This is a genomic window from Janthinobacterium sp. PAMC25594 (assembly GCF_019443505.1).
Taxonomy (GTDB): domain Bacteria; phylum Pseudomonadota; class Gammaproteobacteria; order Burkholderiales; family Burkholderiaceae_D; genus Janthinobacterium.
The window spans coordinates 646140-667012 of record NZ_CP080377.1 but is presented as its reverse complement, the minus strand read 5'-3'; the positions used below and the strand labels follow the sequence as shown (position 1 = coordinate 667012).

Annotated in this window: 18 protein-coding genes and 1 pseudogene; 9 read left to right on the top strand and 10 right to left on the bottom strand. The window is 59.8% G+C overall.

From position 1 onward, the window contains the following. Positions 1-11: 11 nt before the first annotated feature. Positions 12-323, bottom strand: a complete 312-nt coding sequence (locus KY494_RS03005) for a hypothetical protein (RefSeq protein WP_219889842.1) — start codon at positions 321-323, stop codon at positions 12-14. Between the two features lie 119 nt (positions 324-442). Here KY494_RS03005 and KY494_RS03000 point away from each other — a divergent pair. The 3 genes and pseudogenes from KY494_RS03000 to KY494_RS02990 form a co-directional block, all read left to right on the top strand. Next, a pseudogene (locus KY494_RS03000) lies at positions 443-562 on the top strand (transposase); the annotation flags it as partial. A 380-nt stretch (positions 563-942) separates the two neighbouring features. Continuing rightward, the gene (locus KY494_RS02995; protein ID WP_219889841.1) at positions 943-1914 is read left to right on the top strand and encodes a cation diffusion facilitator family transporter; all 972 of its coding nucleotides are present in this window, start codon (positions 943-945) and stop codon (positions 1912-1914) included. Position 1915: 1 nt separating this feature from the next. After that, a complete protein-coding gene (locus tag KY494_RS02990) occupies positions 1916-4465 on the top strand; it encodes a cation-translocating P-type ATPase (RefSeq protein WP_219889839.1) in 2550 nt (849 codons plus the stop codon). 16 nt (positions 4466-4481) lie between these two features. Here KY494_RS02990 and KY494_RS02985 read toward each other — a convergent pair whose 3' ends face one another. The 5 genes from KY494_RS02985 to KY494_RS02965 form a co-directional block, all read right to left on the bottom strand. Next, the gene (locus KY494_RS02985) at positions 4482-5438 is read right to left on the bottom strand and encodes an FAD:protein FMN transferase (RefSeq protein WP_219889838.1); all 957 of its coding nucleotides are present in this window, start codon (positions 5436-5438) and stop codon (positions 4482-4484) included. Beyond that, positions 5422-7641, bottom strand: a complete 2220-nt coding sequence (locus KY494_RS02980; RefSeq protein ID WP_219889837.1) for a PepSY domain-containing protein — start codon at positions 7639-7641, stop codon at positions 5422-5424. Before KY494_RS02980 ends, KY494_RS02985 begins: the two co-directional genes overlap by 17 nt. A 10-nt stretch (positions 7642-7651) precedes the next feature. Then, the gene (locus tag KY494_RS02975) at positions 7652-8122 is read right to left on the bottom strand and encodes a DUF2271 domain-containing protein (RefSeq protein WP_219889835.1); all 471 of its coding nucleotides are present in this window, start codon (positions 8120-8122) and stop codon (positions 7652-7654) included. Next, positions 8119-8460: a PepSY domain-containing protein gene (locus tag KY494_RS02970; RefSeq protein WP_258194619.1), complete on the bottom strand. Its 342-nt coding sequence runs from the start codon at positions 8458-8460 to the stop codon at positions 8119-8121. Before KY494_RS02970 ends, KY494_RS02975 begins: the two co-directional genes overlap by 4 nt. 243 nt (positions 8461-8703) lie before the next feature. Further along, the gene (locus KY494_RS02965) at positions 8704-9585 is read right to left on the bottom strand and encodes an MBL fold metallo-hydrolase (RefSeq protein ID WP_219889832.1); all 882 of its coding nucleotides are present in this window, start codon (positions 9583-9585) and stop codon (positions 8704-8706) included. Positions 9586-9813: 228 nt separating this feature from the next. Here KY494_RS02965 and KY494_RS02960 point away from each other — a divergent pair, with 228 nt between their 5' ends. The 3 genes from KY494_RS02960 to KY494_RS02950 all read left to right on the top strand — a co-directional run bounded on the left by KY494_RS02960 (position 9814) and on the right by KY494_RS02950 (position 11939). Further along, a complete protein-coding gene (locus KY494_RS02960; protein ID WP_258194617.1) occupies positions 9814-11139 on the top strand; it encodes a sigma-54-dependent Fis family transcriptional regulator in 1326 nt (441 codons plus the stop codon). A 229-nt stretch (positions 11140-11368) separates the two neighbouring features. After that, positions 11369-11560: a DUF2892 domain-containing protein gene (locus tag KY494_RS02955; protein WP_071077404.1), complete on the top strand. Its 192-nt coding sequence runs from the start codon at positions 11369-11371 to the stop codon at positions 11558-11560. Between the two features lie 22 nt (positions 11561-11582). Further along, positions 11583-11939 (top strand): carboxymuconolactone decarboxylase family protein, encoded by a 357-nt coding sequence (locus KY494_RS02950; RefSeq protein ID WP_219889831.1) that lies wholly within the window; start codon positions 11583-11585, stop codon positions 11937-11939. Between the two features lie 88 nt (positions 11940-12027). Here KY494_RS02950 and KY494_RS02945 read toward each other — a convergent pair whose 3' ends face one another. The 3 genes from KY494_RS02945 to KY494_RS02935 form a co-directional block, all read right to left on the bottom strand. After that, entirely contained in the window at positions 12028-13020 is a 993-nt protein-coding gene (locus KY494_RS02945) for an ATP-binding protein (RefSeq protein ID WP_219889829.1), read from the bottom strand. Continuing rightward, positions 13017-13751, bottom strand: coding sequence for a response regulator (locus KY494_RS02940; RefSeq protein WP_219889828.1), 735 nt, complete (start codon positions 13749-13751; stop codon positions 13017-13019). The genes KY494_RS02945 and KY494_RS02940 overlap by 4 nt, the downstream gene beginning before the upstream one ends. A gap of 66 nt (positions 13752-13817) precedes the next feature. Next, the gene (locus KY494_RS02935) at positions 13818-14387 is read right to left on the bottom strand and encodes a hypothetical protein (RefSeq protein ID WP_219889826.1); all 570 of its coding nucleotides are present in this window, start codon (positions 14385-14387) and stop codon (positions 13818-13820) included. Positions 14388-14510: 123 nt separating this feature from the next. On the opposite strand from KY494_RS02935, the gene KY494_RS02930 reads away from it, so the two are divergent. Together KY494_RS02930 and KY494_RS02925 are read left to right on the top strand one after the other, a co-directional pair. Further along, on the top strand, positions 14511-15368 hold the full coding sequence (locus tag KY494_RS02930) for a hypothetical protein (RefSeq protein WP_219889824.1): 858 nt from the start codon (positions 14511-14513) through the stop codon (positions 15366-15368). 312 nt (positions 15369-15680) lie between these two features. Beyond that, positions 15681-16508, top strand: coding sequence for an IS5 family transposase (locus tag KY494_RS02925; RefSeq protein WP_219891454.1), 828 nt, complete (start codon positions 15681-15683; stop codon positions 16506-16508). A gap of 35 nt (positions 16509-16543) precedes the next feature. Here the strand turns inward: KY494_RS02925 and KY494_RS02920 are convergent, their stop codons facing one another. After that, on the bottom strand, positions 16544-17692 hold the full coding sequence (locus KY494_RS02920) for an IS5 family transposase (RefSeq protein ID WP_219889823.1): 1149 nt from the start codon (positions 17690-17692) through the stop codon (positions 16544-16546). Positions 17693-18187: 495 nt separating this feature from the next. Here KY494_RS02920 and KY494_RS02915 point away from each other — a divergent pair, with 495 nt between their 5' ends. Continuing rightward, complete coding sequence (locus KY494_RS02915; RefSeq protein WP_219889821.1) at positions 18188-20212, top strand: hypothetical protein; 2025 nt, start codon at positions 18188-18190, stop codon at positions 20210-20212. The last annotated feature ends 661 nt before the right edge of the window (positions 20213-20873 follow it).

Sequence of the window (20873 nt, the reverse complement as noted above, 5' to 3'; positions counted from 1 at the left end):
TCCCTTTGGTATTATTTTTTAACTGCTGCTGGAAACAAGTAGTTTGCACAACTAGAAGCACAAATTTCATTGACTTCAATGTCCAAATTTCTATCGTGGATAAGCCGACCTAGATGCATCGCCTCATCAGTCTCGCCACCTCCACTTTGCACCTTAATAACTTTGCTACGCATGGTTACGGCTTTTAAAAACTTAACGCTATCACCTTCGACTATAGAGCCGACCATATTTATGACTCGACCGTTCTCAGTACTGGAGAATTCAGCCGCGTTTGCATTTGATATGGCAGCAGCCAGAGCAAGGAAAAATTTTATGTATCTCATAAGTCTGGAAATATACAGCCGTCTAAAGGAGATGGCTGCGATTATAACTAACTAACTAACTTGAATCGCCACGACCATCGCAGACACTCCTGAGCCATAATTTAGGCAGAGGAGAAGTCATGAGTGGTAAGCGTTACACGGTAGAATTTAAGGTCGCTGCGGTCAAGCAGTTTGTTGAGAGCGGGCATCCAGCGGCTGAGGTCGCAGAACGACTGGGCGTCAGTAAACTGTGCGTTTATAGATAGGTAAAGGGCCCGTGTGGATTTATATAGAGCTGCAATACGGACAGGCAAGGATCATAAAGTGCTATTCGCGTGTCGGCTCCCTACGCACCTAAAGGCCACAGACATTCTCGAATTCTGCCAGCGTCGGTTCGACCTATTGGCCAGTATCGACATGTTACGCCATCGTGCTTGTCCGAAGGTGCAACATTGGCACGGACACCCTCAGTTCTTTGCCCCCTGGTCAGCCTGAAGCTTGCAATTGCTGCCATCAAATGAGAAGCATTAAGATGCAAAAAAGATATTTTTCGTTTTGCTTCAGTATGAAGGATAATTTGATCTGGCCAGTGTGCTCAATCCATTTACCTTACCAATCTACCTTGCCATCTTGATCCAATATGACGCCGACTGAATTCGGAGACGAGAACGAGAATTCTTCACATTCCGCATTAGAACGAGCAAGCGCGGCATCGCGTAGCACGTGGGTTAGTGTCGCCGTTAACGTTTGCTTAAGCATTGCACAGATTGGCGTTGGAATTTTCGCTAAGTCACAAGGCCTTATCGCCGATGGCGTTCACTCGCTCACGGATCTTGTGGCAGATTTTGTCGTTTTGTTCGCTAGTCACCATAGCAAGAAGGATGCTGATGAGAATCACCCCTATGGGCATCAGAGATTTGAAAACGCAGCTTCGTTCATTCTGGGTCTATTGCTTATGGCAGTCGGCGCAGGCATGGTGTGGGAAGCAATATTAAAGCTGGAGTCGCCAGAGACCATCGCAGAAGTACACAGCATCGCGTTGTGGATGGCTGGGGCAGCACTGCTGGCCAAAGAGTGCCTTTTCCGTTATATGCTGGCGATAGCAAAACGTATCAAATCGAGCATGCTGATCGCGAATGCATGGCATGCCCGCTCGGATGCCGCATCCTCATTTGTCGTTGGAGTCGGCATCATCGGCAATCTGGCCGGCTACCCGATACTTGACCCTATTGCTGCACTGATCGTTGGGCTCATGATTCTGAAAATGGGTTGGACGTTCGCCTGGGACGCGCTGCATGACCTGATGGATCGAGCGGTTGATGAGATAGAACTCAGCGCCATTCGCGAGACCCTATTAAAGACTCCCGGCATCAGTGGCGTACATGATTTGCGTACCCGTAAAATGGGGGACATGATTATCGCGGACGTCCACATCGAGGTCGATGCATCACTGACGGTCGAAGCCGGGCATGATATAGCTGTCGATGCCCGCCGCCGCGTGCTCGAGCGTCATCGGGTCCTCAATCTGATGACGCACATCGATCCATGGAGCCGCCCGGATCTGGATCACGACAGTGAGCCGCCTCCGATCAATCTGGAAAAGGCTGGATGATATGCCACAGCAGCTTGACCTTGACGGGCTCACAGCCGCGCAGGCCGCGCAGCGCTTGCTGGAAAACGGGCCGAATGCCTTGCCCGCCTCGCGTCCCTTGAGTGCCGGGCGCCTGCTGCTCGATGTCGTTTCCGAACCGATGTTCCTGCTGCTGGTCGCCTGCGGCGTCATTTATCTGCTGCTGGGCGACCGCAATGAAGCGTTGATGCTGCTGGGTTTTGTTTGCATCGTCATGGGCATCACTTTTTTTCAGCGCAGGCGCACAGAACGCTCGCTGAACGCGCTAAGCGACCTTTCCTGTCCGCGCGCCCTGGTGATACGCGACGGGAAACAGCAGCGCATCGCTGGCAGGGCGCTGGTGCTGGGAGACCTGGTGCTGCTGGCCGAGGGCGACCGCGTGCCCGCCGATATGGAACTGCTCAGCGCATCGAATTTGACGGCCGACGAGTCCATGCTCACGGGTGAGTCCGTGCCGGTCATCAAGCATGGCTGCGGCGAGACTGGCGCCAGTCCGGACAGCCTGGTGTATTCCGGCACCCTGATCACGCAAGGCACGGCCAGCGGCCTGGTGGTCGCCACCGGCCCTCACAGTGCGCTCGGCCGCATCGGCGCCTCGCTGGCCACCATGGGGAGCGAGCTGACGCCGATTCAACGGGAAACGCGGCGCGTCGTCAGGCATGTCGCCATCGGCGGCTTGTGTCTCGCCGCAGGACTGGCATTGACCTATTGGTGGCTGCGCGGCGACGCCCTGCAAGGCTTGCTGGCCGGACTGACGCTGGCCATGGCGGTGCTGCCTGAAGAGTTGCCGGTGATACTGACGCTTTTCCTGGGCTTGGGCGCCTGGCGCCTGGGGCGCGAAAGCATCCTGGCGCGCAGCATACCCGCAATCGAATTGCTCGGTGCAACGACGGTGCTGTGCGTCGACAAGACGGGTACCCTGACGGCCAACCGCATGGACGTGGCCCGGCTGTGCTCGGAGACCTCCGCCCATGATTGTCAGGGCAATCCCGCCGGGGCCTTGCAGGAAGAGCTGCACGGCTTGCTCGAATATGCCGTCCTGGCAAGCCATCGGCGCGCGTTTGATCCGATGGAGTCGGCCATCGGCCAGACCGGCGCCCGCTTGCTGGCCAAGACGGAGCACCTGCATGCCGACTGGCAGCTGATCGACGACTATCCGCTGTCGCGGCACATGCTGGCCATGTCGCGGGTGTGGCAATCGCCGGACCGTTCCGAGTTCCTGGTGGCGGCCAAGGGTGCGCCCGAGGCCATCATCGATCTGTGCCATCTGGCGCCGGCGCGCGCCGCCGCCATCGCGGCCCAGGTGCAGGCCATGGCGAACGATGGTTTGCGGGTGATCGGCGTCGCGCGCGCCACGTTTGCCGCGCCGCCCCTGCCTGACAACCAGCACGTCTTTGATTTTGAATTCCTTGGCCTGCTTGGCTTGCACGACCCGGTACGCCCGGAAGTGCCCGATGCGGTGGCGCAATGTCACGCGGCGGGGATACGCGTGGTGATGATCACGGGCGACCATCCCGCCACGGCACTGGCGATTGCGCGGCAGGCCGGTATCGCCGGCATGGCCAGCGGTGTGATGTCCGGCATGGACTTGGCCGCGCTGGACGACACGGCACTGCGGGCGCGCCTGGCCGATACCGACGTCTTTTGCCGCATCGCGCCGGAACAGAAGTTGCGCCTGGTACAAGCTTTCCGCAGCCGTGGCGATATCGTCGCCATGACCGGCGACGGCGTCAACGACGCGCCCGCATTGAAGGCGGCCAACATCGGCGTGGCCATGGGTGCCCGTGGCACCGACGTCGCGCGCGAGGCGGCAGCGCTGGTATTGCTCAAGGATGATTTTTCTTCGCTATTGCTGGCGGTGCAGCATGGCCGCCGCCTGTTTGCCAATCTGCGCAAGGCCATCGTCTTCATCGTCGCCGTGCATGTACCCATCGTTGGCCTGTCCATCCTGCCCGTGCTGCTGGGCTGGCCCATGCTCCTGATGCCTGTGCACATATTGTTTTTGCAAATGGTGATCGACCCGGCCTGCTCGATCGTGTTCGAGGCCGAGCCGATCGAAGCCGATGCCATGACGAGCAAACCCAGAAGGCCGGAGATGCATCTGTTCGACCGTGAAATACTGCTGCGTGGCTTGCTGCAGGGGGCAGGACTGTTGGCCATGCTGGTCGGCTTCCACGTGCTGGTGCGCTGGGCCGGCCATTCCGACGAAGTGGCGCGCACGACAACCTTCCTCAGTCTCGTGCTGTCGAACCTGGGACTGATCTATGTCAACCGCCAATGGGCCCAGCCGTCATGGAGGAGGGGGATCAAGTCGAACCGGGCGTTCGCCTGGATCAGCATGGCGGCCTCGCTGTTGCTGCTGCTGGTGCTTGGCGTGGCGCCTGTCCGCGAGTTGTTTGCCTTCGCGCTGCCGGACATGGCGCTGCTGATGCAGTGCGCATTCGTCGCCGTGGTCGGCATCGTCTGGTTCGAGTGCGTCAAGTGGGGGCTATCGGCATGGCGATGGCTGCGCCGCGTGGCGGTGGCACATTGATGCGCGGTCGTTCAGCTCAGACCGTCTTGCCGTCGATGAGCAGAATTTCTTCGAGCAGGGCGCCGTGACGCAGGACGAACAGCACGTCCATGCCGCGTTTCCTGGCCAGCGCGACACCGTCCACCTCGCCCAGGACCATGAACGCCGTGGCCCAGGCATCGGCCAGCATACAGCTGGGGGAGAGCACGCTCACGGCGGCGAGTCGGTTCGCTACCGGTTGGCGCAAGGCCGGATGCATGGTGTGCGCATGGCGTGTGCCGTCGATCTCGACCCAGCGGCGATAGTCGCCCGAGGTGGCGATGGCCACGTCGTGCAGTTCCATCACGCCACCGATTTCACGCATGCCATGTGTCGGCTTTTCTATCGCCACGCTCCAGGCCTGGCCATCGGGTCTGGTCGAGCGCGCCCGCATTTCTCCGTCGATACCGACCAGGTAGCTGGCGATGGACCAGCCATCGAGGCAATGCGCCAGCTGGTCGACGCCAAAACCCTTGGCGATGCCCGACAGGTCGAGCGTCAGCAGCGCGCGCTTGCGCACCTGCAGAGCCGCCAGGTCCACGTCCAATGCCTCGGTGGCGGGGCAGTACGTTTTGCCATGCCGGGCCGCGATCTGCGGCGATGGCGCGCATTGCGACGGACCGAATCCCCAGTCCTCCACCAGTTGGCCAACCGCCATGTCGAAGGCGCCGCCCGATTCGCGGCTGACCAGTAGCCCCGCAGCGAGCACCTGCGCCAGTTCCCGCGGCACAGCAAGCCAGGTATTTTCCGGCGCCGCGTTCAGGCGGCACAGGTCCGAGGCGGCATTCCAGGTCGACATCTGCCGGTCGACCCTGTCGACGGCGGCAAACAGGCTGGCGCCGATGGCGGCCAGGTCCGCTTGTCCGCCCGCATAGAATACGGCCGTATAGCGGCTGCCCATGGTCTCGCCATTCAGGCTGTAGCGCCGCAGCGCGGGTTCAGAAGACGTCTTCACGATACCTTCCTTTTTCCCGCAGCGCCGCTACATCGAGCTTGAGCGGCGCGAGTATCTGGTCCATGGCCTGCCTGACGCTGGCGGCCATGGCGCGGCTGCCGCAGACGAGCACCTGGCCATCGTCGGCGATCAGGCGGCGCATATTGTCGGCATCCTCCATCAGCCGGGTCTGCACGTGGACGCCATTCGTGACCCTTGAGAAGGCCGTGTGCAGCTGCGTCAGCCGGCGGTCGGCCAGATAGTTGCGCAGTTCGGGCTCATACAGAAAATCGGAGTCGGGATGGCGCCCACCCCAGTACAAGTACATCGGATGCTGGCCCGTATTGTTGCGGATGAAACCGGCCAGTGGCCCGATCCCGGTACCGGCACCGATCAGGATGACGGGCGCCTTGCCCAGGGCCGGACGAAATTGCGGGTTGGGCTGGATAAAGGCCTCGATGCGGTCCCCCGGCAGCAAGTGGTACAGGTAGCTTGAACACACGCCCCCGGGCTGCTTGCGCACGCAAATTTCCAGCACACCGTCACCCGATCCGCTCGCCAGCGAATAAAAGCGCGGCATGGAACTGCCGGGCGCCATGACACCAGCGAGGTCGCCGGCCTCGAAGCGGGGCAGCCGATGGCGCGCAAGCCGGCTTTTCAGCCAACCGGCGCTGGCCGGCAGCGGGGCGGCTATAAAGCGCAGCACCACGGTGGGATCGTGCTCCTCCTCGCCGTAGGCGATGCGCTCGCGCAACTGCAGCGCATGCGTGTGCGGATGTGCGGGCGCATAGTCGAGTACGAGCTCATGGCCCAGCAGCGCGCCGACCTGGCTCCCCCAGCGCGCGAATTCCTGCGGCGACTGGCGGTCGATCAGGGCCAGTTCCAGCGACCGGCGCCATCCGCGCGCCGCCATCGCCGCGTCGACCTCCTGTGCGAACTGGCAGAACGTGGGGAACTGGCGGTCGCCGAAACCGAGTACAGCGTAACTTGCCGCCTGGTTGGGGGCAATACCGGCCACATTGGTCAGAAAGTGCGTGGCGCAGGCGGGGGCATCGCCATCGCCATACGTCGCCGTCAGGATGAACAACTGGCGCGCGGCGTTGTGGCGCGACGAGAACTGGTTCATCGGCGCCGTGTGCACGCGTTGTCCTGCCTGTCGCAAGGCATCATGCAGCGCGCGAGCAAAGCCCCAGGTACTGTTGTTTTCGCTCCCCACCAGGATCACGCAGTCGGCCGAAGCCGGAGCCGAGTTGTTGGCGATGCGCGGTTTGGCGCGCTGCCGCTGCCACCATACGGCGATGCCCGTCACCGCCAGCCAGGGCGCGCCGAGCGCACTCAGGCCGAGTATCAGACCCAGCCACCACAGGCCTTCGCCCGTATGCAACTGGTAGATCAGTTCAAAGGATTCCCGGACATTGCTGTGCGCGCGGAAGGCCAGCAGCGCGCCGCTGGACTGGTCGACATAGGCGTCGCCTTGCCGGATGCGCAAGGTGTAGACGGCGCTGCTGTCACCGGCAAGCGGAAAGGAAAGCTCGCGCAGGTCGGCCAGACTGGTGGCCAGCAAGGCTGGCAAGCGGGCAGCGGGCAGCGGGGTGCCGCCGGACGTGGTGGCGGGGATATCGGGTTCGTCCTGGCTGCCATCGGAAATGAAGCTGAAGGTCGCCGCCGACATGTAGCTGCCGGTCACTGCGGACAACAGCAGGCCGGCGACAGCAAAACGGGCCACCGCAGCGTGCCAGCGCTGGCTGCGGTTGCCATGCAGTGGACGTGCCAGCTGGCGCCAGCCGCCCACCCGCTTGAGCAGCAGGAACAAGCCTGAGCTTGAGACCAGCAGCATCAGCAGGGCGGTGATGCCGACCGCGGCGCTGCCTGGCGTGTCGAGGAATAATGACCTGTGCAACTCCTTGAACCAGCGCGCGTATGCCGGCGGCGCATAGGGCGCGATCGCCATGCCGCTGGACGGGTCGACCCGGTCCACGCCCGAGACGTCGCCGGCGCTGTAGTAGACGATGATGGTTCCGGACGCAGTGCGCTGGATTTGCTCGGCTCCCGGGTAGTGGCGCACCACCCGGCCCGCCAGTTCGGCAACGCTGACGCCGGCCGGCACGCTGATCGCCAGCCGCTCGAGCGCGGGGTTGATCGACAGCACGGCGCCCGTCAAACCGATGAGCATGACCAGCAGTGCGCTGATCAGGCCAGCGAGCGAATGTATCTGTCGTAACATGCGGCGGTGGCTACATGTCGTAAATGAAGGACTTGACGTAGCCGCGTCCACCGACGGGTTTGCCGGCGCCCTGTTTGCTCAGTGGCGTGCGCACGTCGGCCGGATTGTCGCGTCCGTCCTCTGCGGCGCTGTCAACCCGGATCTCGTAACCTGCATCGATCAGGGTGTCGGCCAGTTCGACCGTCACCTTGAGGGTCTTGCCGCTGCCGACGCTCGCTCCGCTGATCCCGTCAAATTCGCCCGCGTTCAGGCCGCTACCGCGGGCCCAGTCGCTCAGGTGCTTGTAATACTTGGTCTTCTTTCCGGCTACCCATAACGTTTTCTTGTACTTGCCGGCGGCATCCGTGACATATACCGCCAGGTAGGCGCCGTTGCCGGCGTAGTTCTTCAGTTGCGCGGTGAGTGTGACCGGGCGTGCCTGGACGAAACCTGGCAGCGCCAATGCACCTGCAAGGCAGGCGCAGGCTGTGATGTTTTTCATTTCTTTTCCCCTTGGGATGTCGGACCTGAAGGCCGCCTGACGGGAGCCTGCGGTACAGGGCCGAGGTAGTCGGAGGCGTCGCCGTTGTTGCCGAAGTCCACCGCCATGCTGCGCATGCGCAGCGACGCCGGGGAGTATTTGGCCTTGACTTTGTTGCCGTTGCGATCAATGGCTCTGAGCTCGTAGCAGCCATCATCGATCTTGATGCGCTGGACAGTCCAGCCGCGCTGTTCGGCTTCGCGCTGCAATTGCTCGCGAGGTTTCCAGTCGGCAATCGGATCCGTGCAGTGGACATCCGCATGGACCGCATTGCTGAAAACCAGGGCAGACAGCGCCATGCATGTACGCGCTAAGAACATCGCTTGCTCTCCTTGATAACCACCTGAGCATGGCAGTTCATGCTGACATCATACTTACCCGAACGGCATCGCGCGACGACAAATCCGGGTATTTGCGGGTCAACCATCGTGAGATCAATTATTTGCAGAAACATGCGGCAGAATGCGCCGCCGCGCTTGTTTCCTGGCCATCGCGGGCCTGTTGTTTGGTGCGCAAGGGGCCGTGGATGAGTTTGCATGTTTTCAGACCGCGTTGAGCGGTATTTTCAGATAGCGTATGCCGTTCGCCTCAGGCTCGGGAAAATGCCCGGCGCGCATATTGACTTGCACCGATGGCAGGATCAGGGTCGGCATTTCCAGCGACGCATCGCGTTTGGTACGCATGGCAACAAATTCTTCTTCGCTGATGCCGTTGCGCACATGGATATTGCCGGTGCGCTCCTCGCCGACGGTGCTGACATAGCGCACTTCGCGCCCGCCCGGCTGGTAGTCATGGCACATGTAGAGCAGGGTATGCTCCGGCAAACTCAGTACCTTGTTGATGGAGTGGAACAGGGTGCGTGCATCGCCGCCGGGAAAGTCGCAGCGTGCCGTGCCATAGTCGGGCATGAACAGCGTGTCGCCGACAAAGGCGGCGCTGTGCGCAGCGTCACTGACGACGTAGCTCATGCAGGCGGGGGTGTGGCCGGGCGTGTGCAGGGCGCGGCATTGCAGCGCGCCGATGGAAAACAGCTCGCCATCGGCAAACAGATGGTCGAACTGGCTGCCGTCGCGCGCCACCTCGTCGCAGGTGTTGAACAACTTGCCGAATACCCGCTGCACGGTGGCGATATGCTGGCCGATGCCGATCTTGCCACCCAGCATTTCCTTCAGGTAGGGCGCGGCGGTCAAATGATCCGCATGCACATGGGTTTCCAGTATCCATTCGACCCTGGCGTCCAGGGCCGCGATGCGCGCCAGCAGGCGGTCGGCCGAGGCGGTACTGGTGCAGCCCGACTTCGGATCATAGTCGAGTACGCTGTCGATCAAGGCGCAGCGGCGCGTGGCCGGATCGAGCACCAGATAGCTGACGGTGCTGGTGGCGGGGTCGAAGAAACCTTCTATTTGCGGTGATGTGTTGGCCATGATGCGTCTATTTCCTGGGTGTGCAAGCCTGGCGTGCATGAGGTCTAACTGGTAATGCAAGACCTGTGCCAGTACGCGGTGGGCTACACATCTTTCCCAAGTGCCTGATTCCATGCGTTTTCCTGCCAGTGGTAAACATGCGTTACCTCTCTTTGGCGCTGCCACTGGCAGTGTCACTTGACGCATTGGCAGTCCTGCGACAGTATGGCTGCACAACAAGGAGCCAGCATGCCAACGCCACCGGTCACACGCATCGAGCCATCCCCCAGCGCGCCCATGGTGCAATCGCTGATCTCGTTTCTCGAACACGAGGTCCAGCCGATGATCGTGCTCGATCCCGAGTACACGATTCTGGCCGCGAATGTCGCCTACCAGCGGCAATTTGGCAGCATCGGCGAGCCCGTGACCGGCCACAAGTGCTACCGCATCTCGCATCATTACGATGCCCCTTGTGACCAGGCCGGTGAACATTGCCCCATGAAGAAGGCGCAGGAACTGCGCGGGCCTGACCGCGTGCTGCACATCCACCATACGCCGCGGGGCCCCGAGCACGTCGCCGTCGAACTGCGTCCCATATTCGATGCCGGCGGCAGCATTACCGCGTATGTCGAGCGGCTGGAAGTGGTGCGCAGCGCTTCGGCCAAGCCCAGCGAGGAGGGACTGGTGGGCCGCTCCGCCCCATTCAACCGGGTGCTGGCGGCATTGCAGCGCGTGGCGCCATCGATGTTGTCGGTGCTGCTGCTGGGCGAGTCAGGTACGGGCAAGGAACTGTTTGCGCGTGCCGTACACGAGAACAGCACGCGGGCCACAGGACCGTTCGTCGTGGTCGATTGCTCCGGACTGACCGAAACGCTATTCGAAAGCGAATTGTTCGGACACGAAAAGGGCGCTTTCACGGGCGCGACCTCGCGCAAGCCGGGGCTGGTCGATACGGCGCAAGGCGGCACCTTGTTTCTCGACGAAATAGGCGACGTGCCCCTTTCCATGCAAGTCAAGCTGCTGCGCCTGATTGAATCGGGCACTTACCGGCGCGTGGGCAGCGTCGAGACCCAGCACGCCAATTTCCGCCTGGTCGCCGCGACCCACAAATCGCTGGAACACATGATGGCGCGGGGCGAGTTCCGACAGGACTTGTATTACCGCATCAGTGCCTTTCCCATCGCCTTGCCGCCGCTGCGCGCGCGGCCCGAGGACATCGCGTTGCTGGTGCAGTCATTCCTGCGCCGCGCGGGAGCGGGCAAGCGCGCGCTGACGATAGACGCCGATGCCATGGCGCAGCTGCAGCAACGCCCATGGCCGGGCAATATCCGCGAACTGCGCAACGTGCTGGAACGGGCCAGCCTGTTCGCCGATGATGGCGTGATGCGCATCGAGCAACTGCTGGCGGCGCCGGTGGAGCAGGGGGCCGCGCCAGCCACGCCTGTGCGCGGCGACAGCATCCCATTGGCCGAGCTGCACGCTAGCTTCGGCGGCACGCGCAAGGAACTCGCGGCTTACCTGGGCCTCAGCGAGCGCACCCTGTACCGCCGCCTGAAAGCGCTGGGCATCGCCTAGGCCTTGCAGCGCTGCCATGCTGCCAGTGTGGCAGTGTCATCAGTTGACTGGCAGCGCGCTGCTGCCTGCCGCAGCGCCCTAAGTCCCTGTTTTATATCCATTCCTCAGTTGGCGTAACGCTGGCATGAAATATGCTCAGATAGAAGCATGACGCGTACCTGGAACTTGGGTGTGTGTCTCGTGTTGTCATCGCAACGCTTAAGCAGATTAACCATTGAGGAGCAAGACCATGAACGCGAACGTCGGCAATATTGATCGTGCCATTCGGATACTGCTGGGGCTGGGCCTGATCGTGGCCACCCTGGCCGGTGCCATCGGCGCCTGGGGCTGGCTGGGCGTGATTCCCCTGGCGACAGGCATTTTCCGCTTCTGTCCCGCGTATTTGCCGTTTGGCATCCGTACCTGTGCGGTGAAAAAATGAGGCAGGCAACGGAGGTGACAACATGAGCACGCAACTTGGCGGCTACCGCGCCTTGACGCAGTCGGTGTCGCAACAACTGGCGACCCTGCGCGCGGATACTCCCGACGTGATGAAAGGCTTTGGTGATCTGGCGCGCGCGGCAACGCGCGATGGTGCGCTGGACAAGAAAACCAAGGAGTTCATTGCGCTGGCTCTGGGCATCGCGGCCCATTGCGATGCCTGCATCGGCTTTCATGTGCAGGCCCTCGTCAAGCTGGGCGCCACCCGGGCCGAATTTGAAGAGATCCTGGGCATGGCCATCTACATGGGCGGCGGGCCGTCGGCGATGTATTGCGCCAATGCGCTGGCGGCATTCGAGGAATTCTCGGCCCCGGCCTGAGGTGCGTCGGTCGGCTGCGGTGTTCGTGCAGGCATTGACCACGCGCAACGGATGCGCATCGGCGACCGCCGGGATTGGCTGGCGCCGCTCAACATTTGTTCGGTCGCAACAGCACTGTGGCGACCAGGCCGCCTTCGGGGGCGTTGTATAAGGTGAGCGTGCCGCCTTGTCTCTCAATGGCTTCGCACGCGATGGATAATCCGAGGCCCACGCCACCACTGGCTTTGTTACGCGACGACTCCAGGCGGTAGAACGGCTGCATGACGGCGGTCAGTTCGGCGGCCGGAATGCCTGGGCCCTGGTCGTGGATCGTGATGGACAGTCCGGATGGGTGCATGGCGCACTCAACCTTCGTCATTCCGCCGTAACGCAGCGCATTTTCCATCAAATTGGCCAGGGCGCGCCGCAACGCGATCGGCTGCGCCAGAATGGGCGCGACTACGCCTGCGCATTCGATGGCGTGTCCCTGCTCCTGATAATCTTCAGTCATTGAACTCACCAGGGCTTGCACATCGAGCATGGCCGGGACCTCGACGGCCGCTTCGCCGCGCAGATACTCCAGTGTGGCGTCGAGCATGGCGGCCATCTCGGTGGCATCGGCGTGCAGTTGGGCGCGCACATCGGGCTCGGCCAACTGTTCCACGCGCAGCCGTATTCGCGTCAGCGGGGTGCGCAGGTCGTGCGAAACGGCGGCGAGAAAGTGGCCGCGGGCAGCCAGTTGCTGCCGCAGATCGGCTTGCATGCGGTTGAAAGCGCGCGCCGCCAACTGCGCCTCGACAGGGCCGCTTTCCGGCAGGGCCGAGCGGTTCACGTCGTTGCCGAGCTCAACTGCGGCGGCCGCCAATTGCTGGATCGGACGCGCGATGCTGCGCGCGCCCAGCCAGGCGGCCGTGGCCAGTGCCAACAACTCCGTGACGACTCCAATGACCACGCCGCCCACCGGCGGCTGCGGGTGGCAGCGAGCCGCATCGTGATAGAGCATGAAAAACAGGCCAAAGGCGATGGCGTGGCTAGCCACGATGGCGCCCACTGCCAAGGCGAACAGGCGAGAGAACAGCGTGTCTACGAACTTGAACCTCATGCTTCGAATGCCACGTCGAGCAGATAACCCTCGCCGCGGATGGTGCGCAACAGCGGCTTGGCCGTGCTGTCGGTGTCGAGTTTCTGGCGCAGCCGAGACACCAGCAAGTCGATGGTTCGGTCGTACGCCTCCATGCTGCGCCCGCGCGCTGCACTCAACAGATAGCTACGGCTGAGGACACTTTGCGGCTTCTCGATGAACGCAGACAACAGCCGGAATTCACCGTAGGACAGGGGGATCAGCAACTGCGCGGGCGAGGTCAGTTCGCGAGTGGCGCGGTTCAGCCGCCAGCCACCGAAGCAGATGTCGTTGGCCGGCGGCGGCCTGCGCTCTAACGTCGGCGGCGCTCCCACGCCGCGGCCACGAATGCGCCGCAAGATGGTGTGCAGTCGCGCCACCAGCTCGCGCGGGTCGAACGGTTTAATCACGTAATCGTCGGCGCCAGCCTCCAGTCCGGCCACCTTGTCGCCGCGTTCGCCCCGCGCCGTGAGCATCAGTATGGGAATATCAGACAGGAAGCGGATGCTGTGACACAGGGACAGTCCATCTTCACCCGGCAACATCAAATCCAGGATGATGATGTCGAAGCGCTGCCGGGCAAGAGACGCGCGCATCGCGGTGCCGTCATGGACCGCTTGGGCGCGGATGCCGAAATCACCCAGATAGGCGACTAGCAGGGTACAGATATCGGGATCATCGTCGACGATGAGCACTTCGGCAGTTGTTGGCATGGTCTACTTGAAACAGGAACGAAACGGTAAGCGGGAGCAGTTTAACTGATACTCGCCATTGTAGTATCAGGCCTGCGTCGCAATGGCGGACCATGGTGGTTCGGCGAAGGATGCCGCGCCATTCACGTAGGCATCGACCGCGACCTTGACTTTTGCGTTGGCAGCGGCTTCGGGATGCTTGTTGAGATAGGCGTTGGTTTCCTTGTAGTCCGCGCGCTCCTGCTCGGTGACTTCGCCGTTTTCGTTCTTGTCTTCGGCTTCGTAAGTCTCGCTGGAACTCGCCGTGGCGGTGAGGCTGGCGTCATCGCTGACCGCCGACGCGTCGGCCTGTTCGGTACCGCCAGCTTCGGCCGTGTCGGCGCTGCCAGTCTCAGTCTTGGCGGCGCGTCCATCGACGGCCGACGTGTCTACGCGCGAGGCGTCGTACTGGCTCTGCAGCGTGTTCGACAACGCTGCCGCGCCGTTCGGCGCCTTACTGGCCGTCGCGCCAGCGACTTCCGCATTGGCACCCTGCGGCGGCTCGCTGACCGGCGCGGCGATCTTTTGCTCTGCGGCACTCGCCGCGCTGGTGACGTCTTTTTTGCTTTGCGTAGGGATAAATCCCGTACCGCCGCTGACTGCTGATATTCCTGCCATACGATCTCTCCTGTTGGTGCGGCAGAACTTTGTTGTTCATGCCTTGCATAGGTAAACGACAGGGATCCGCGAAACTATTGAACAGCTTTGTAGCATGTTTGTATCATTTGAAATAAAAGGGCGTTGTTTACTCGCTCTGGCGCGTGGTCGGTCGGCAGAGGTATCAAGAATAGCTGGAACGATACTTGCACGGCCAGACGCTGCGTATTTCCAGATGGACAGTGTGAAGTCAGTGTCGCTAAAGAACGTTTCTTTATCGGTCCAGCGCTGCAGCGCAAACCACGGGAAAAACGCGGCGAATCGAGCCAGCGCGAAGTGAATGATGACGATGCAGGCAGGCGCGCAAAGAAGAATGTACGACTTTGCTGCAAGCAAATCGGCGCTGATCGCATGGTGACGTTGACCTACCGAGAAAACATGCTGGACCGCGAACTTGCATTAAAACACTGGAAGGCATTTTGTCGAAAGCTTGGTAAGCATAAACAATTTCATTATGTGGCGGTCATTGACGAACAGGCCCGTGGCGCCTTGCATTTTCATGTGGCCATCGCAGGACGGCAAATGTATGCACTGCTGCGCTCCATCTGGCAAGGCATCCTGGGGCGTGGCCCGAACGGCGAACGATGGGCCAGGTCCACGTCCGTGACCGCACCGTTTCGGCTTCGGCGCGGCCGGGGCGCACGAGATCGCCAGCTACATAGCGAAATACTGCGGCAAGGAAATGCAGTGCAGGGCGCTCGACCAGAAACGCTACTTCCGCTCCAGGGGCATCGTGGTGCCGGAAGTCGATGCATGGCGGGTGCCGTTTTGTACAAACATGCTGCGCGCTGCACAGGTCGCATTTCAGGCGCTTTCCGGCCATTGCATGGACGGCTTGCAGACCTGGTGCAACAACAATCTCGGCGCCGTGTACCTGGCGACCGCACCGGGACTGCCACAAATGGTGGACGATTGTCCTTTCTGACAGTTACTCCACCTTGATTGACAGGGAGGAGGGACGTGATATGGCAAATTTTGATGCTAATTCACTGCGGATACTTGAGCAAATTGAGGATGAATTCCGCAATCAGTACTGGATCATACGCAACTCCAGGCGGACCAACTGGCGGGCGGTCAACCGAACCAGCGTTTTAGGCGACTTTATGTATATGCTTGGAGTTCCAAAATGGGCTGTACAACAGGCTCGCTACTGCTTGCGACAACGTGTATGTGAGCGGTGCTTTAAGTGACGGTTTAAAAACTTCATAGCAACTTTCGGGTCAAAGCATCTTTGATGTTTTGGAGCGATTGATGATGTGGACGCAAGAGAATCGAAACCGGCATCAGCAGGTGAGGACGGCACTCAAACGTGGCTATCCCACAGATGTGAAAGATGAAGAGTGGCGCCTGATCGCGCCGCTGCTGCCAAGGCAAGCGAAGACGGGAAGACCTCGCAAGACGGACTTGCGTGCAGTGATCAATGCGCTGCGTTACATGGTGCGGTCCGGATGCGAGTGGCGCATGCTGCCCAATGATTTCCCGCCGTATCAGACGGTCTATTACTGGTTTCGGCGGCTGATGCGGCGCATGCTGTTTCGTACCATTCATGACTTGGCGCTGATGCTGGATCGCTTGTGCAATGAGCGGGAGGTGCTGCCGAGTGCCGGTGTTGTCGATAGCCAGAGCGTGAAAGCACCCGGCGCGCGAACGCGAGGTTATGACGCCAACAAGAAACTCAGCGGGCGCAAACGCCACATTGCGGTCGACACGGATGGTCGCTTGCTGGCGATAAACCTGACGCCAGCCGACATTGCCGACTCCACTGGCGCGCAGATGGTGCTCGATGGATTGATCAAACGCTGGCCGTGGGTGAAGCATCTGTTTGGGTATGCGGCATACGACCGCAGACAGTTGATGGACAAGGCCGCGTTTCTCGACTTTACTGTGGAAGTCGTGCGCCGTCTGCAGGGGCAGCAAGGTTTCGCTGTTCAGCCAAGGCGCTGGGTGGTCGAGCGAACGTTCGCATGGCTGATGCGTTACCGGCGTCTGGTGCGTGACTACGAACAGCGTATTGACGTGTCAGAAAACATGATCTATCTGGCCATGGGATCGTTGCTGCTGCATCGACTAAATTTCCGCTAAGTTATTAAACCGTCTCTTAGAGGGTGTAGACAAAATTAACCCTTATAAGCGAGTCTGTTGAGTAGCATACGCGCTTCAGCCAACCAAACCCAAGCTGCCGAGACATCGAGTTTGCGGTCGTGATGCATTACCGTGCGGCGCCAGCGTTCAGTCCACGCATGGGTCCTTTCGACGACCCAGCGCATGGGAAGGACCATGAATCCGGCATTTGTAGCCGCATCATGCACAGGAGCGATCTTGGGATCGTGTAGCGTTCCGGTGGTGCCATTGGCTGGATGACGAACTACTTCAACGCGAATACCGTGTGCCTGCTCGATGGCATGCGCACATTTTCCGCCATAGGCACCGTCGGTATAGAGCTTCTCGAGGCGAGGGCTCTTGCTGCACGCTTGCGTCACCACCGCTGGTGTGGCATCCCGATCTTGCACGCTCGCGGCGGTGACCGACACTGCGATGAGCAGCCCCATGGTATCGACCACGAGATGACGCTTGCGCCCTTTGACCTTCTTGCCTGCATCAAATCCGCTTTCGCCACCTTGCGGCGAGATACGGGTGGACTGTGCATCAATGATTGCCGCGCTTGGCGTACTTGCGCGTCCCATGCGTACCCGCCATTGTTCGCGCAGCCGGTCTTGCATCTGTTCGAATACACCTGCGCCGACCCAGCGCGAAAACGCCTTGTAGACCGCCTGCCAGGGGGGAAACGTCTCGGGTAGCAGCCGCCATGCGCAGCCTGTACGCAGCACGTAAGAGCACGCATTGACGAGATCGCGGCGGCTGTAATGCACGGGCGTGCCTCGTTGTCCCGGCATACGCTCGAACAAATCAGCAACCAGCTCCCATTCGGCATCTGTCAGGTTCGTGCTGTATGGCGAGATGGCCTCGCGCCGGTGAGCTGCCGTATAGCCATACCGTTTGGCGCCCTCGGCTCGCTCCGTGACCTTACGGCGCAGTGGCTTGAGCCGTACGACGCCTAACGCGCGTAGGGCACGACGAATCGTTGCTGCACATACGCGCAAAGCGCAGCGGTGATGCAGCTCGTCGGCAATTTCCTGCAAGCTGGCCTGGGCGCGCTCCTGTACGATCTCGTGCAAAACTGCGATATGCTCAGGCTTCAACGCTGGTGGTCTGCCACCGGCACTGCTTGACGGCGCAGTGCTGCCGAGTAAATGTCTGGTTGCCATGGCATGCTCCCTCCACATCGAGATAGCATGCCACAACTTCCTTGTTGATTTTGTCTACACCCTCTTAGTCTATTTACGGCACTCTGTTGTGCAACATTGGCCGGCAACATATCTCGAACCGTTAGCGCTACAAGGCAGGCGAGATAGCAGCTTACAGTCAAAGAGTCATAGGCGCGGTAGCGGTGGGATGGGGTACTAAAAGTGTCGCCGCCTCGATCTGGTATTTGACATAATATAAATTATGCGAAGTTATGGGGGGATTTGAGAAACCCCCCATTTTGCCAACTACCCAATCGCAAATGCGATTTACCTTCGTTCATCCTTAACTTTCACTATCACACTATGGACATCCCCTTGGCCTGGATGGGTACACTGTGCGCGACTGGCTCAGCTCGAATATGCCGCCTGCAGCGCATCGTCGGCCATCTGCGCCAGCGCTCTTGCTTCCCTCACCGGGCGTCGGCAAGATGATGGCGCCCGTACTTGGCGCATTATATGGGTACGAATCAGCAACTGAAAGAAACCTCTCCACTTTGTCATGGTCTATTTTTCATCCGTAATCAAACCAAATCGTATCGCCATTTACCCATGGAGACGGCAATGAATGACACCCCCGAAGACAGGCAGGAACTGGATCCCAACAAGCTATTCGAACCACCAGAGACAAGCGATTATTATGCCTATGATCCTCGACTGAAATCACTTCCATTCGAGCAAGTATCCTGGCAGAGCTTTGAAAAGTTGAGCGCGCGGTTGCTGGAAGTACTCTTCAGCAGCCGATTTCTCCAGGTTTTTGGCTACGGCCGCAGCGGCCAAGCTCAGTACGGAATCGACATCGTCGCTCTGAAGCCAGGTTCAGTAAAACAGACCGTTATGCAGTGCAAGAATGTTCGAGAGGTAAAACGGGGACAATTACACACTTGGGTGAAGCAATTTTTAGCCAATAAGAAAGCGTCAGACTCGGATCACTACATTCTGTGCATTCCTTTTGCCGTAAATGAGGATGCCAAACTTGTCGAAGAATGGGCTGAGCAAGCGCTACTGCTCGACCAGCATGAGATAAATGCGGAACTTTGGGGACTTGATAAGCTAAACGAGTTGCTTCGAGAACAAGCCAGTCTGGTGGAAATTTTTTTTGGTGAAAAGATTGCGTCAGGCTTCTGTTCCCGTGCTCGCATACCGGACAAATATCCGGCTCGATACCGGCGCGAATTTGAAGCACAGTACGACAATAGTGTCGTACTCGAGAACGAAACAGTCAGGCTGGATGCATTTGTTCCGGATGAGCGCGCGGCGAGACTTGCAGCCACCTTATCGTTTGCCCGCTCTGACTTGAGTGGAATCACATTCACTGTTCCAAGCACGACCTTGCTCGAATGGCTACAATGGATTGCCCATGCCGACGATTTGTCGAAGGCTCCATATGTGACTCTGGCGTCGGGACAGAAACAACGATACATCTTCTGTGCGCCCGACATACGGCTTATGCTCGACAACGACGAGTTGTGTCATCTTCATTGGGTATTTAAGCGGGCGTGGATTGCTTATATTTCAGCCGCCAAATCTCTCGAATCGAAATGGCGATTTCTCCGTTTTAATCCAATTCAAGATACCCAGCAGAAGACTTTCGGCCTCGCTAAAATCAGCCGCCAATTATGGCGTGCGTTTCTCTCGTTCGCGCAAGAGCACGATTGCCGTCAAGGTGAATCAGTTTGGCACATCTTTGACAGGGCGCCAGGCATTTTGAAAGTATATGTTGAGCATAGGACAGACGAGCTTGAGCGCGGCTATCATCTGATTATGCGGGCATATCAGGATGCTGGCTTTACGCTCCCTCACGAGGACAGTATTATCATTGGCTGGTCACCTCTTACCTCAATCTCGGACGAGCCTCTTGCAATGCATCCGCGCTTAGCCTGGGACGCCGAGTTTACCTATGATTGGGTTTTCTGCAGCCTGCTTCCTGCCGTTAGGGAATGGATTATTCAAAAGGAGACTCAGCGGCAGAATAGCCAATCCGGATTTTTCGCGAAATTTATATCGGTACCACGTATTGATATCGACCTGTCCTCGCATATCTACTCACTGCAGGCGATACCTACGCGTGCGATATCATCCAGCAGTCCAAAGTTGTCCACGCTGGCAGGATATGCTGAGGATCTACAGTCATATTTTCATGTCTATAGGCGTGTTCCCGACATTTCCGGCGAATCGGTCTTGTGCGTGCTTAAGTTACTGGCGCGGCTAGTCACAATGATACGCAAGCCAGATGAGCGCTATATTCGAGGAAATCTTCAGCTTGGCGATGGATCTTTGCAGGCTGAACTTGAGAAGCTGACAGAACGTGCTCCCTCCACACTTCGTAATCCAGTCTGGTTGGACATGAGTCTGCGCTCCCTGATCGCACTATTACGTGATGCCAACGAACTACCGCAGTCTGAACTTGTCTTGTCGATTGAAACACTTTCCCCGCTTTGGGAGCGGATGGTTGAAGACCGGCTTTGCGACACGCTACGATAGCTGAACCTTGGCCTGCGCGCCCTGCCTGCCTCGATCCGGAACACGCCATGTGGCCGGACGCGCCGTATGCGCGTTCGTTCCAAATGCTGGCACCGTTCGTCACCCTGCTGGGCAACCTCCAGGCGGTCAGTGCGGCGGGCGTGATCATGGCTGCCACCGTGCGGCAGAGGCACACGCGTAACATCGCCGCGATGATCGCCATCGGGAACCAGGGTGCGCTGGAAGTGCTACCCGATAGCAACGGCTATTTGCGTCCAACGGGCAGGTCCGAGGCGGCAGTCCTGTTTTCTTCGCCGCGCACGCCAGCTGAACTACCAGCTGATGCAGCGCGAAACCGTGGCCTTGATGCAGATGCTGCTGGACCTGTCGCGCGTGCCGTATGCCGATTTGCGCAAGGAAACAGCGCCGTAGGCGGCGCGAGAGTCCTCCGCCCTTCCCCGCCCTGCTCCCGGCGCTCTTTCGTCCACCATACCAGCGCACTGAAAAACAGGCACTGGTATGGCCCGCATCGCCCATCCTCTGGTGCGAGACTTCGACTGGTATTGTGATCTTGCGCAAAGAATAAAACCAGTTGACTACCACCTGCAATGCTTGCACTCTGAAAAACCGGACGGTGTCCAGCCGCCCGGCCATGATAAAAACACACAAGGAGATGCGATGC